This is a genomic window from Rummeliibacillus sp. TYF-LIM-RU47, from assembly GCF_008638315.1.
Lineage (GTDB): Bacteria > Bacillota > Bacilli > Bacillales_A > Planococcaceae > Rummeliibacillus > Rummeliibacillus stabekisii.
Window position 1 is genome coordinate 2,010,599 of the sequence record NZ_VVIR01000001.1, and the last position, 13,836, is coordinate 2,024,434.

A 13,836-nucleotide genomic window follows, 5' to 3' on the forward strand; every position below is an offset into this window, starting at 1 on the left:
CCTTTGCACTGTGTAAAACCTGCTATTACTTATAATCCCCAAAATTCATTAATTCAAACAAACAGAACTAAACAAAAAATTTGCTCCTGCAGATCCTACAAGAGCAAATTTCGATTACATAGACAACACTGTCATATTGCAGCGCATTATGTATCATTACATTCTTTTTTCAATTTCAGCCCAGGCTTGTTCCATACCCATTCCTTTTTCTGATGAGAATAAAATAAGCGGGTCGTTTGGATCCATGTCTAGGACTTCTTTTATAATTTTTTTATGTTTCTCATAGTTTCCCTTTTTAATCTTATCTGCTTTCGTAGCAATAACAATGGTTGGAATGTTGTAGTGTTTTAAAAAGTCGTACATCATACAATCATCATCAGTTGGTTCATGGCGGATATCGATAATTTGGACAACTGCTTTCAGAATGCTTCGTCCAGTTAAATATTGCTCGATCATTTTGCCCCATGCTTCGCGTTCTGTTTTAGAAACTTTGGCATAGCCATAGCCAGGAACATCGACAAAGAATAATTGTTCTTCAATTTTATAAAAGTTGAGTGTTTGTGTTTTACCTGGTTTAGATGATATGCGCGCCATACTTTTGCGCCCAATCATTCTGTTGATAAATGAAGATTTACCAACATTTGAACGACCTGCCAGAGCAAACTCTGGCAGACCATCCTCTGGATATTGTTTTGGTCCTACAGCACTAATGACCATTTCTACATTATTGACTTTCATGAAATCCCTCCGTCGAGCGCGATGTTTAATACTTCATCCGCGTTTGACACGAGCTTAAACGTAAGCCCTTTTCGCACACTTTCTGGTATATCATCTATATCACGTTCATTATCTTTCGGTAAAATGATGGTTGTTAAACCTGCTCTGTGGGCGCCAAGAGATTTTTCTTTTAAGCCCCCAATTGGCAATACTCTTCCTCGTAGAGTGACTTCCCCAGTCATTCCTACTTCTTTTCGAATCGGCTTTTTGGTGATAGCAGATGTAATTGCAGTCACCATTGTTACTCCAGCTGAAGGACCATCCTTAGGAACAGCTCCTTCTGGCACATGAATATGAAGGTCATGCGTATCGAAGAAATCTTGGTCTATGCCGAGTTGATCAGCTTTTGATCGCACGTAAGACAATGCAGTCTGTGCTGATTCCTTCATTACATCACCAAGTTTACCAGTAAGCTGAATTTTGCCTTTACCTGGAGTAAGCGAAACCTCAATTTGAAGCGTATCGCCGCCTACTACTGTATATGCTAACCCAGTTGCAACGCCGACTTGGTTCTCTTGTTCCGCTTGACCATGATGGAAGCGGTGTTTGCCAAGCATATCCTCTAAATTTTTTGCCGTAATCACAACTCGTTTCTTTTCCGTTGAAACGATTTGTTTCGCAGCTTTCCTACATAAAGAAGCAATTTCACGTTCAAGACTTCGAACACCTGCTTCTCGAGTATAATACCGTATCAGGTCAAGAATGGCATCATCACGGATTTGTAGCTGTGATTTAGATAGGCCATTTTCTTTCATTTGCTTTGGTATTAAGTGGTTAATAGCAATTTGCTCTTTCTCAAACTCTGTATACCCTGCAATTGAGATTATTTCCATACGATCCCGAAGCGGGCCAGGAATTGTACTTAAGTCATTAGCTGTTGCAATGAACATGACATTCGATAAATCGTACGGTTCTTCTAAATAGTGGTCGCTAAATGTGTTGTTTTGATTTGGGTCAAGTACTTCTAACAATGCAGCTGATGGATCCCCACGGAAATCATTGGACATTTTATCGATCTCATCTAATAAAAATACGGGATTGATTGTTTCTGCTTTTTTCATACCTTGAATTATACGTCCAGGCATAGCACCGACATAGGTTCTTCTATGACCGCGGATTTCTGATTCATCCCTTACTCCACCAAGCGATATTCGCACAAATTTTCGATTTAACGACTCTGCAATTGATTTTGCCAAGGACGTTTTACCGACTCCCGGAGGACCTGCTAAACATAAGATCGGTCCGCGCAATGAATTTGTAAGCTGTTGAACTGAAAGATACTCAAGTATTCTTTCCTTAACATCTTCTAGACCTTCATGGTCACGATTAAGGATTTTTTCAGCGACATGAATATCCCTTCTATCTTTTGTAGCCTTACTCCAAGGAAGGGCCACAAGCCAATCTAAATAGTTGCGAATTACACCACTCTCAGCAGATGCTACAGGGATCTTATCGTAACGGCTTAATTCTTTAAGAGCTACCAATTTTATTTCTTCAGGCATTTTCGCTGCATCAATTTTTGTACGCAACTCCGCTACCTCTGCTTGTTTCCCTTCACGGTCGCCAAGTTCCTCTTGAATTGCTTTCATTTGCTCACGCAAGTAGAATTCTTTTTGAGTTTTTTCCATGGCACGCTTAACTTTTGAGTTAATCTTATGCTCTAAATTTAATACTTCTTGTTCATCATGCAAACGATTAATCAAAATACTTAAACGTTCCTTGACATCAATTGTATCGAGGATTTCTTGTTTGCCGTGCATTTTGAGCGGCAAATAAGATGCCACAGTATCAGCAAATCGACCTGGTTCTTCAATATCTGCAACTGTCGCAAACGATTCATGGGAAATCTTGCTTGATGCTTTCGTATACTTTTCAAAATAAGAAAGCAGCGTACGCATTAGTGCTTGAGTTTCCAAATCTGCTTCCTTAGAATCAAGAAAGTTTTCAATATTCGCTGTCATAAATTTTTTATGGTCAGTTATTGTTTCTATCTTTGCTCGATGAAGACCTTCAACCAACACACGTAAAGTTCCATTCGGAAGTTTAAGCATTTGCTTTACATATGCTACAGTACCTGTTTTATATAAATCTTCTTCTTCTGGTGTTTCGATATCCATTGCTTTTTGGGTAGCAAGGAAGATTAAATGATCATCCGCCATTGCTTTTTCCAATGCTTCAATTGAGCGTACGCGACCTACGTCAATATGTAACAATATTGTTGGATACACGAGCAACCCTCTAAGCGGTAAAAGTGGTAAGTCTTTTGTTCTAGTTACTTCTGCCATACGAGCGATCACCTCCGACTTTAAGTTCTAACTATAAAAGCACGTTATAAGTATGGTTCATTCAAAGTATTTCATTCATATCGTTACAAGTTAGTCAATTCGCCTAAAACTCAAAAAACTGGCCGGTCAAGTGCTGATTGGCACTTGATCGAACCAGCTATTGGATCAGTTCTTACGCAGACGTTTTTTTGTTATTTGGGTCTAACTCTGTACCGTCTTTTAATACAAGTCTCGGTCTTGCTTTTTCTGTAATTGTTTCTTTCGTTACAATACATTTCGCTATATCATCACGTGATGGCAGTTCAAACATAACATCTAGCATGATGTTTTCAATAATGGAACGCAAACCACGTGCACCTGTTTTACGTTCGATTGCTTCTTTAGCGATTTCGTACAATGCATCTTTTTCAAACTCAAGTTCTACGTCATCTAACTCCATCATTTTTTGATATTGTTTTGTTAACGCGTTCTTTGGCTCAGTTAAAATTTGAACAAGTGCATCTTCATCTAAAAGTTCTAGGCTCGCAAGTACAGGCAAACGGCCAATAAATTCTGGGATCAAGCCAAATTTTAATAAATCCTCTGGAATTAAATGTTTCATTAGATTTTTGTCGTCTGCATCTTTTTTAAGGTTAGAGCCAAAACCGATTACCTTTTCACCCATACGGCGTTTAATAATGGATTCAATTCCATCAAATGCTCCGCCTACGATGAATAAGATATTAGTTGTATCGATTTGGATAAACTCTTGGTGCGGATGTTTACGGCCGCCTTGTGGTGGTACGCTAGCTGTAGTTCCTTCTAAGATTTTCAACAATGCTTGTTGAACACCTTCACCAGATACGTCTCGAGTGATTGATGGGTTTTCCGACTTGCGGGCTACCTTATCAATCTCATCTATATAAATTATTCCTTTTTCAGCGCGTTCTACATCATAGTCTGCAGCTTGGATTAATTTAAGAAGAATATTCTCTACATCTTCCCCAACATATCCTGCTTCAGTTAATGAAGTCGCATCAGCAATAGCGAAAGGTACATTAATAATACGTGCTAACGTTTGAGCAAGCAATGTTTTACCGCTACCAGTTGGTCCGATTAAAACGATATTTGATTTAGATAATTCAACATCGTCTACTTTGCTTTGAGTATTTATACGTTTGTAATGATTATATACAGCTACGGATAATGCTTTTTTCGCACGTTCTTGTCCGATGACATAATCATCCAATGTTTCAAGAATTTCTTTTGGTTTTGGTATATCTTTAAGCTCTACTTCTTCTTCAGTGCCTAGTTCCTCTACAACGATTTCAGAACATAAGTCAATACATTCATCACAAATATAGACACCTGGCCCTGCCACAAGTTTACGAACTTGTTCTTGCGGTTTACCACAGAATGAGCATTTTAAATTGCCTTTTTCATCATTAAATTTGAACAATTATTTCACCCCTATTCAAGCAACAATGTTACAAGATTCCATTTATATTATCAAATATAATGAATTCTTGCTACAAAAATTACTTATAGTATGTATCGTTATGATTTATAAAATTTATTCCGCTTTGATGGGTTGTAAAAACCCTACTTTTGAAATGAAAAAGCGAGAAGTTTATGTGGGGGTATTTACCCCTAAAAGCCCAGTTGGAACATGACCAATCAGTGTGGGGTACCGTTCTGGTTGAAGTTACATTTCATATATGTGAAGAAACAAGGTACGGATACAGAACCCGTACCTTGTTCAAGTTTACTTAGAAACTGTATTATTCAGTTACTTTTGCATTATCAACTAAGAATTCTACAGTTTTGCGGATTTTCACATCATGTTCTAGTACGGAAGTGCCGCCTAGGATTGATTTGATTTGATCTGCATCCATTTTGAATTGCTCAGTCATTTTTTCTAATTCTGCATTGATGTCTTCTTCTGTTGCTTCGATTTTTTCTGCTTCGCCAATCGCTTCAAGAACTAATGCTACGCGTACGCGAGATTCTGCATCTTCTTTCATTTGAGCGCGCAATGCAGCTTCATCTTGACCAGAGAATTGGTAGAATAGATCAAGGTTTAAACCTTGCATTTGCAAGTTTTGATCATATTCTTGCATCATACGATCGATTTCAGTTTCGATCATTGCATTTGGAATATCGATTTTTGCGTTATTAGCAGCTTTTTCTACTAGTTCATCACGTAGTGCTGTATCAGCTGCTGCAGCTTTTTCAGTAGCTGTTTTTTCTTTTAATTTTGTGCGTAGTTCATCTAGTGTTTTCACTTCTGAATCTACTTCTTGTGCAAAGTCATCATCCAATTCAGGAAGTTCTTTACCTTTTACTTCTTTAACATTTACTTTGAAAGTAGCTTCTTTACCAGCTAATTCTGCTGCGTGGTACTCTTCTGGGAAAGTTACAACTACTTCTTTTTCTTCGCCAGCTTTTGCGCCAATTAATTGTTCTTCGAATCCTGGAATGAATGATCCTGAACCGATTTCAAGTGAGTAGTTGTCGCCTTTGCCGCCTTCGAAAGCTTCGCCATCTTGGAAACCTTCAAAGTCGATTACAGCTGTATCGCCATTTTCGATTGCGCTATCTTCTTTAACAACAAGTTCTGCAAGACGAGTTTGTTGATCTTTCAATTGTTGTTCAATTTCTTCGTCTGTAACAGTTGTTTCTTGTTTTTTCACTTCTAAACCTTTGTAATCACCTAGTTCAACTTCAGGTTTTACAATAACTGTTGCAGTAAATTTGAAGTCTTTGTTTTTGCCTAGGTCTTCCATTTCAAAATCGATTTCTGGTTGATCCACTGGAGAAATACCAGTTTCATCGATTGCTAATGGATAGTTTTCGTTCACTAAAAGTTCTAGTGCGTCTTGGTATAATGATTCTACACCGAATCTTTTTTCGAACATTTGACGAGGCATTTTACCTTTACGGAAGCCTGGTACGTTAATTTGTTTCACAACTTTTTTGAATGCTTTATCTAAAGCTGCGTTTACTTTTTCAGCAGGCAATTCTACTGTTAATACTCCAGTGTTGCCTTCTTGTTTTTCCCATTTTGCTGACATGTATAATACCTCCAAAATTAAATTCACATGTTGGACAATTTATTCGTTAATACGACTTTCTCAACTTTTTTAGTATATCATAGATAGCTATACTTTCAACTGATTTCATGTATCGAACAATTCGGATTGCTCTTCAAGGGTATTTAATAACTCCATCAAGTCATAATCTGTCTCTTTGACAACGCCGAACATTCCATGTACGAAGTCAATATAGCCTTCTGCAACCTCTTCTGCTCCATAATTAAACCATTCATAAGGATAGGCTGCAAAGATATGCCTGGCCAATAGATATTGGACCATCTGTAAAGTAGAAGGTTCTTGGTCGAGCGCATCGCTTACCAATTCAAACACTTTCTTTGCTACTGGTAATTCATCCGGTAACAGCAATTCCTCTGTGTTCACTACTTTTGAATGCCCCAATTTTTTCACCTCTACTATCGCAGGGATTTCTTGTGCGACAAGAAGGTAGAGAATAAAGCTTTGGATCAAAGGATGAGATCTTTCATCCTCAATAATCGCCACCAATAAATCTTTAATTGGGCGTATATTCATCTCTTTAGCTGCTTGCAGCTTTTGCATCTGCTCAATTGTTGTTTTAGAAAAGAATGTATCTACTTCAAATTCATCACTGGCGTGCTCTATCTCTACATCATCTAGACTGTCTTCTATTTTTGCTTTTGCAATAGCAGCATTGAGGTTTTTAATACGGATAAATTGGTCTTGCGATTCGGGCGGAATGACATCTTCTTCAAGTAAAGACTCAATAAGGGTTTCTACTTGTTTATATTCTTTCAACTCCATTAGCACAGTTAAATAAAGTTCCATCGTTTCTATGTATAATTGCGGCCCAATCGCGAGGAGTTTTTCACAAACGGCTTTCGCTTCTTTAAAGTTCCTTATTTCATACAAAGAGAATGCATAAACACTAAGCAATGCCTCGTCTCCCTCGGTGTATTGCAAAGCTTCTCTTAAGCATTCAACAGCCTGGTCATATTGGTACTTTTCAGCGAACTGCTGGCCCTCGGCTACGAGTCTCTCCACCGTTCCTGGGAACACAATAACATTTTCATGCTTCTGAAGTTTTCCTTTTTTTCTGCGCAATTGTGTTCACTCCCCTTAAAATTCATCATAGCATAAAAACATTTTGACCCAAAATAATTTCCTTCGACAATTTGGTCTATATTTCGCTCATGTAGGTTTCTATAGCTATATGTTATTTTGATATAAAATAAACAAATTTGATTATAAAAGATAAATCCCTCTCTAATAGTAGAGAGGAAGATTTAAAAATAAAAAAACTGTAGACACCCAATCATATGAGTTAGTCTACAGTCTAATTTTCCCAGAAAATTATTCTTTAACACGCTTTTTATTCATTCCTAATAAGAAGAATAATGCTGTCATTATACATAAGAAGATAATGCCGACAATGAGGGAGATTTGTGTATCCTTATTGAACCACATACCTACCAATACAGTAAGTAAGAATAAAATCGTTACGTAGTTAGAAACTGGCGCAAATGGCATTTTGAATGGGTGCGATGGCATTTGATCGCTATGCACTTTTCTAAATCTAATTTGAGCAATCAATAAGGCAAACCACGGCATCATCCCAGGTAGAACACTAGCACTGTATACATAAACGAATATTTTTGATTGTGATACAAAGTTGAGCACAACCCCTACTGTTAAGCCGATTAATACTGCGATTGTACTCCAGTATGGCACACCATTTTTAGAAACCTTCGCAAATATTTTTGGTGCTTGACCATTTTCTGCAAGTGTATAGATCATTCGGCCAGAACTGAAAATCCCGCTATTACAGCCTGACATAGCTGCTGTAATCACCACAAAGTTAATGAAACCAGCCGCCATTGTAATACCAACTTTTGCAAAGGTAACAACAAATGGGCTACCCACTTCTTTTAATTGATCCCATGGATAAACCGTTACAATCACAAAGATAGCACCAATATAGAAAATTAGAATTCGCCATATAATAGAGTTGATCGCTTTAGTCAGGGATTTCTTAGGATTTTCTGCTTCCCCAGCAGTAATTCCGATTAATTCCACACCTTGGTATGAACCAACCACAAGTGATAAGGCAAAGAAGAAACCTTTCCATCCACCTGTAAAGAACCCGCCATTTGACCATAGATTTGAGAACCCAACTGCATGTCCACCATTGCCAAGACCGAAGAAGATTAATCCAAATCCAGCTATTATCATTAATATGATCGTTACTATTTTAATTAGAGCAAACCAAAATTCAAATTCGCCAAATGACTTTACTGAAACTAAATTTGCCAAACCTAAAATAACAATGACAATTAAGCCAGGAATCCACGGCGGCAAGTTAGGAAACCAATACTGCATATATGAGCCGACCGCAATTACTTCTGACATCCCTACAATCACCCATTGAAACCAGTTGCTCCATGCAGTCAGATAGCCTGCAAGCGGATGTATGTATTGATGAGCGAAAGTCGCAAAGGAACCTGTAATTGGCTCTAGATATAGCATCTCACCCATAGCTCTCATAATAAAAAATACGAATATACCAGCAATCGCATAGGCAAGCATAACAGAAGGACCTGTCCAACCAATGGTGCTTGATGAACCCATAAACAGCCCCACACCAATAGTTCCACCAAGTGCAATCATTTGTATGTGCCGAGATTTAAGTCCCCTTTTCAATTCTTCATTCGCCATAATTTTACCCCCTCTGTTCATCTAGATGTCTAGTTATCTCTGCATTTCAGCATAGAAAACAAACTTTCTTAAAATAATTTTCACCCTCTAAGTGTACTCAATTTCACTTATAAATACAATTGTATTTCCCAAAAAAACAAGGACGGTCATCAAGTAACTTTGCGGAAAAGAGAATTTTTCCGTAAAACTCTTTTGTTTTTTATCTTTTCCGTTATGATCTCTTTTAAGTTTAAATTTCAAGAGATAATTTGCGAAATGATTCAGTGTACATTGAGCCTTTATTGCTTTAAGCTAAAAGTATAACGTGCAAATGAGCCCTGTTGCTCATTTGAAGGAGGACTATATAATGCATCAATTAGACGCAATTAATGAAGCTAGAGACTATATTTTAAATAAAATTAACAGCACACCAACAATCGGCTTGATTCTAGGCTCAGGCTTAGGAAATCTTGCTGATGAAATAGAAAATCCAGTTCATATCCCATACAGTGAAATTCCACATTTTGCGAAGTCAGAAGCCATTGGCCATGCTAATGAGCTAGTTGTCGGAGAGCTAAGCGGCAAAATAGTAGCAGCAATGAAAGGACGATTCCATTATTATGAGGGATTTACATTAGACGAAGTCACTTTCCCTGTACGCGTAATGAAGTCGCTTAGAATTGAAAGCATCATTGTGACAAATGCTTGTGGAGCTGTTAATACGGGCTTCACACCTGGTGATTTGATGCTAATAACAGATCATATTAATTTGACAGGTACTAACCCGTTAATCGGCCCAAACAATGATACGCTAGGCACGCGTTTCCCCGATCTATCCGAGGCGTATGATAAAGATTTACGTAAACTTGCAATCATCGTGTCTAAGAAACAAGATGTTAAAATTAAACAAGGTGTCTATGCTTGGTGGAGCGGTCCAACTTATGAAACACCTGCTGAAATCCGCATGATTCGAACTCTTGGCGCTGATGCAGTCGGCATGTCTACTGTTCCAGAAGCGATTGTTGCAAAACACGCTGGTATGAAAGTACTTGGGATCTCTTGTCTAACAAACATGGCATGTGGCATTCTTGACCAACCATTAAACCATGAGGAAGTAATTGAAGTAGCTAGCCAAGTTAACACAAAATTCGTTGGGTTGATTAAAGGTTTACTTGAAGAAATTAAATAATCACTCGCGTTAACGCGGGAATAAAAAACACACGCCAACTTCTCTAAAGAAGGCGTGTGTTTTGTGTTAATGAGAATTCTCTTTATTTTGGAGTATCTTACCAATTTCAAAAACCTCTATTTTTCTCGAGATGGAGTTCCAGCCTTTCTTGATAACCCTGTTTTCATAAATGCTAATTCTCGTATCTGTCTCTAAATAATAAGGAGTAGGTTTTACCTTCAAATTGATTACATCCTTAACTCCCCATGGAGCCGCTAAAAGTAAATTATCTTTTTCATCTAATTTAACCCCTAATGCCGTTGCAGTTTCAGGGAATTTGGAAATACCATCAATAGATGATGTATAAGGGCTCATATTATTTAAAACATGCATTCTTGCCTGATTTTTTACAGACCAAGGGATATTCGGCATGAGCGATCTAAGCTTTCTTTCCAAATTCTTCTCCTCTAATTCATTTATATTAGACGAATCAAAGTAAATAACATCTATATCAGGTAAAGGGGTTCTTGCATTAAAATTATGTAAGACATCCCATACTTTTGATCTCACAAAACCTGCACATATCCACCAATCAGGCAAATCTAAAATTTTTGCAGTCTTTAATACATCCATCATCCAGCTATCCTTTTTAATAGCTTCAACGATATCTTTTTCGTCTTCTAATATCATTACTTATCACCTGACTGTAAAATTTTTTAATTATTAAGTGGTAAATAGAGTTCCTTCCAGTGCTGCAATATATCTATTTGCTGATAGTTGAACGCGATTTTGTGCATCATCCGAAATAACACGATGGAATGCATCATACAACTTATTAAATTGAATAGAATTCAAACGGTTTGCCATACGGGCTACAGTGTTTGCTGGTAACGGAATAAAATTTGGATAGCTATACATGAAAGTAACCCATTGACGATCTGCCACTACACGGACAATATCTCCAACAAATAAAACGCCTTCTTTTTTATTTTGCCATTCAAGAATGGTAGCTCCTTTAAAATGTCCACCTAAACGATGTAACACAACGCCTTCATGCAGTTTTAATTGATCACCTGTCCAATAGACTATTTGTTTACTTGGTCTCGTTACCCATTCTTTATCATCTTCATGAATATAAATGGGCGCATTAAAAGCTTCTGCCCATTCTGCTTGACTAGAATAATAATGGGGATGTGATAAGGCTATTGCTTGGATTCCACCTAGTTCATTAATTTTCGTAATTGTTTCCTTATCAATATAAGTAATGCAATCCCAAAGTACATTAAATTTCCCATGTTGAATCAGGTATGTATTTTGGCCAATTCCAAAAGAAGGTGTTGTCTTAATGCTATGTAATCTTTCTTCTTCAGGAGTAAATTCATTTATATATCGCTTAGATTGGACAAGTTGTTCTAAAGTAGTCCAAGATTGTCCATTCACACTTACATATTGTCTAGCTTCAGTACAAATCTTGCATTCGTTCGGTTCCTGTGTTGATTGATCATACTGAACGCCACATGTATTACAAATATAATAACTCATAATTCACCTTCCACTTTCATTTTTTTAGATAAAAATGGTAATTATTAATTTTATTGTATGATTCAGTACTTCTACTGACTATCATTCTTTTGACTGAATGATGATTGTCGTTTATACCTATTTCTTTCGTTTACCCCTTAACCAAAATCTAAAATAATTAGTACATTTGACCAAGCACAATTTTTCTTCTTGTATATATTGAAATGAACAAAAAATTCTATGCCTAGTTTTGCTACGGTACCGACTTTTGCTTTCACTGTAGCGTTTTCAAGTGTTTTATGTCACTAAAGTCATTTGAGAAATTCTAAACAAGGAGGTAAATGACTATGGGATGCGGCTGTGGCGGCGGAAAACGAAATATTACTCCAATAAACAAATCACAGGTAACTAAAAAACATCAACTAAAGGTTCAACAGCATGATAATCAGGTGAAAATCAAGGCTGGCAATAGACAGAATAATAATTAGATATTATTAAAGAAACGTATTATTTAAAAAGTAATACGTTTCTTTGTTTACTAGCTTCTCATTAAGTTATAGATATTTAAAAACGTTTATATCTACTAAGTCTATAAAATCTATTTCTTCTTTTAAGTCCCACAGCTTTATTTTGGTAGTCTCATTATTTTCGATAAAGGGTTGTAACTCCTTCACCTCTGTATAAAATATTGGATTAAATTTTATGTTTCCTGTATTTATATCTTTCACTTTTAATAATTTTTCAGTATAGGGTCTAATAAGTTCTTGGTGAAATCTGTTGCTTTCATTTCCCATGTACTCATCCCAGTTTTTTGCGTTCTGTTCCCATATGGTCTTTGAGTCCTCATTAAGCTCTCTCCATTCTCACAATATGCATTCTCCTCTCAAAACAATAGTTCCCTATATTACATAAATTCTCGTTTTATATAAAGTAGTCCTCTATTTGGGGCAAGAAAAAAAGATACCCAACAAACAATTTTCCAATCATTTGTTGGGTATCTATTCTAATATATTTCTAAATGCCAATACCGAAAGAGAATAAGATTACGGCTAATATAACCCCTAATATTGGTAATATAACAGTTAATGCTCCAAATGCCGGATAAGCATCTTTATGAGTTTCTCCACAGATTGAACGAATGGTTGTTACAACATAACCACCTTGTGGAAGCGAATCAAGTGAACCTGAAGAAATAGCTACTGTTCGATGTAACGCCTCTGGATTGACTCCTAAATCTAAATAATGTGGTGCTAATAACGGTAGTGCAATAGCTTGTCCACCCGATGAAGAACCCGTTAAACCTGCAATAACAGCTACTGCTAGAGCACCACCTACTAGTGGGCTTCCAGGTATATCTGTCATAATCTTCACGGCTGATTCAAAAGCAGGTGTTGCTTTGACGACACCACCAAAACCGACAACTGCAGCTGTATTTGCAATAGCAATAATAGCTCCCATTGCCCCTTCTCCTACTGCCCCACCAAAATTCCGAAAAAACTTTCTATTGATAAGATAACTTGCTAATATACCGCCAGTTAATGCGATAATCAAAGCTGACGTTCCTAATGATTTATGGAAAGCAAAAGAAATAATCAATACAACAAGTAGTGGAACAATACTTAAAATAGGATTTGGTAAATCTGTCCGGGTTTCTGTAAGTATATCTGTCTCTCTACTAACGAACCGTTCTCCATTCGCCAAAGCCTTGTTGATCATCTTTTTAAGCCACCAATAACCGAATACCATCATAAACACAGCCACGATAAAACTGACTTCCCACCCTGCGTATGGGGTCGTCCCTAAAAATTGAATTGGAATCCAGTTTTGAATTTCAGGTGAACCTGCAGATGTCATAGTAAATGTTGTTGAACCAAAACCAAGAGCCGCTGGAATAAAACGCCTTGGCAAATCTGCCTGTTTAAATAGGCTAAGTGCCATAGGGTAAACGGAAAAGGCTACAACAAACAAGCTCACGCCACCGTAGGTTAAAACCGCACAGGCAACGACAATGGCCAATGCTGCTTGTTTCATACCTATTTTATTGACAATCCACTGCGAAACACTATCCGCTGCTCCACTATCTTCCATGACTTTACCAAATATAGCACCGGTTAAGAACATTAAATACCATGATGCAATAAAGCCTGTGAAACCTGACATATAATTTGTTAAAAAGTTTGCCCCCTCATTCTCTGTAAGCTGTGGGAATAGCGGAAGCCCATTTAATAGTCCTACAATCAATGCAGTTATAGGTGCAACAATGAGTAAATTCATACCCTTCATTGTTAAAAATATTAAAAGTGCCAATCCGCCAAATAATCCAATCATCCCTAACATATTT

Annotated in this window: 12 protein-coding genes; 2 read left to right on the forward strand and 10 right to left on the reverse strand. The window is 37.2% G+C overall.

Features of this window, described 5'->3' with window-relative positions; all coding sequences use genetic code 11:
• Positions 1-156: 156 nt before the first annotated feature.
• From yihA to F0527_RS10155, 6 genes are all read right to left on the reverse strand, one after another.
• Positions 157-738: a ribosome biogenesis GTP-binding protein YihA/YsxC gene (gene yihA, locus F0527_RS10130; protein ID WP_066788617.1), complete on the reverse strand. Its 582-nt coding sequence runs from the start codon at positions 736-738 to the stop codon at positions 157-159.
• Complete coding sequence (lon, locus tag F0527_RS10135) at positions 735-3,062, reverse strand: endopeptidase La (protein WP_066788619.1); 2,328 nt, start codon at positions 3,060-3,062, stop codon at positions 735-737. Before lon ends, yihA begins: the two co-directional genes overlap by 4 nt.
• A gap of 172 nt (positions 3,063-3,234) precedes the next feature.
• A complete protein-coding gene (gene clpX / locus F0527_RS10140; protein ID WP_066788621.1) occupies positions 3,235-4,500 on the reverse strand; it encodes an ATP-dependent protease ATP-binding subunit ClpX in 1,266 nt (421 codons plus the stop codon).
• A 322-nt stretch (positions 4,501-4,822) separates the two neighbouring features.
• A complete protein-coding gene (gene tig / locus F0527_RS10145) occupies positions 4,823-6,115 on the reverse strand; it encodes a trigger factor (protein ID WP_066788625.1) in 1,293 nt (430 codons plus the stop codon).
• Between the two features lie 105 nt (positions 6,116-6,220).
• Positions 6,221-7,216 (reverse strand): tetratricopeptide repeat protein, encoded by a 996-nt coding sequence (locus F0527_RS10150; protein WP_150284725.1) that lies wholly within the window; start codon positions 7,214-7,216, stop codon positions 6,221-6,223.
• Positions 7,217-7,465: 249 nt separating this feature from the next.
• Positions 7,466-8,827 carry an amino acid permease gene (locus tag F0527_RS10155; protein ID WP_370454662.1) on the reverse strand — a complete coding sequence of 454 codons (1,362 nt, stop codon included), beginning with the start codon at positions 8,825-8,827 and terminating at the stop codon, positions 7,466-7,468.
• 346 nt (positions 8,828-9,173) lie between these two features.
• On the opposite strand from F0527_RS10155, the gene F0527_RS10160 reads away from it, so the two are divergent.
• On the forward strand, positions 9,174-9,995 hold the full coding sequence (locus F0527_RS10160; RefSeq protein ID WP_150284726.1) for a purine-nucleoside phosphorylase: 822 nt from the start codon (positions 9,174-9,176) through the stop codon (positions 9,993-9,995).
• Positions 9,996-10,061: 66 nt separating this feature from the next.
• Here the strand turns inward: F0527_RS10160 and F0527_RS10165 are convergent, their stop codons facing one another.
• Together F0527_RS10165 and F0527_RS10170 are read right to left on the reverse strand one after the other, a co-directional pair.
• Positions 10,062-10,664, reverse strand: a complete 603-nt coding sequence (locus F0527_RS10165) for a nucleotidyltransferase family protein (protein WP_150284727.1) — start codon at positions 10,662-10,664, stop codon at positions 10,062-10,064.
• Positions 10,665-10,697: 33 nt separating this feature from the next.
• Positions 10,698-11,516: an MBL fold metallo-hydrolase gene (locus tag F0527_RS10170; RefSeq protein WP_150284728.1), complete on the reverse strand. Its 819-nt coding sequence runs from the start codon at positions 11,514-11,516 to the stop codon at positions 10,698-10,700.
• A 326-nt stretch (positions 11,517-11,842) separates the two neighbouring features.
• Here F0527_RS10170 and F0527_RS17085 point away from each other — a divergent pair, with 326 nt between their 5' ends.
• Complete coding sequence (locus tag F0527_RS17085; RefSeq protein ID WP_190323435.1) at positions 11,843-11,983, forward strand: hypothetical protein; 141 nt, start codon at positions 11,843-11,845, stop codon at positions 11,981-11,983.
• A gap of 66 nt (positions 11,984-12,049) precedes the next feature.
• Here F0527_RS17085 and F0527_RS10175 read toward each other — a convergent pair whose 3' ends face one another.
• Positions 12,050-12,289 (reverse strand): hypothetical protein, encoded by a 240-nt coding sequence (locus F0527_RS10175; protein ID WP_150284729.1) that lies wholly within the window; start codon positions 12,287-12,289, stop codon positions 12,050-12,052.
• 220 nt (positions 12,290-12,509) lie between these two features.
• The gene (locus F0527_RS10180) at positions 12,510-13,832 is read right to left on the reverse strand and encodes a GntP family permease (RefSeq protein ID WP_150284730.1); all 1,323 of its coding nucleotides are present in this window, start codon (positions 13,830-13,832) and stop codon (positions 12,510-12,512) included.
• Positions 13,833-13,836 lie beyond the last annotated feature (4 nt).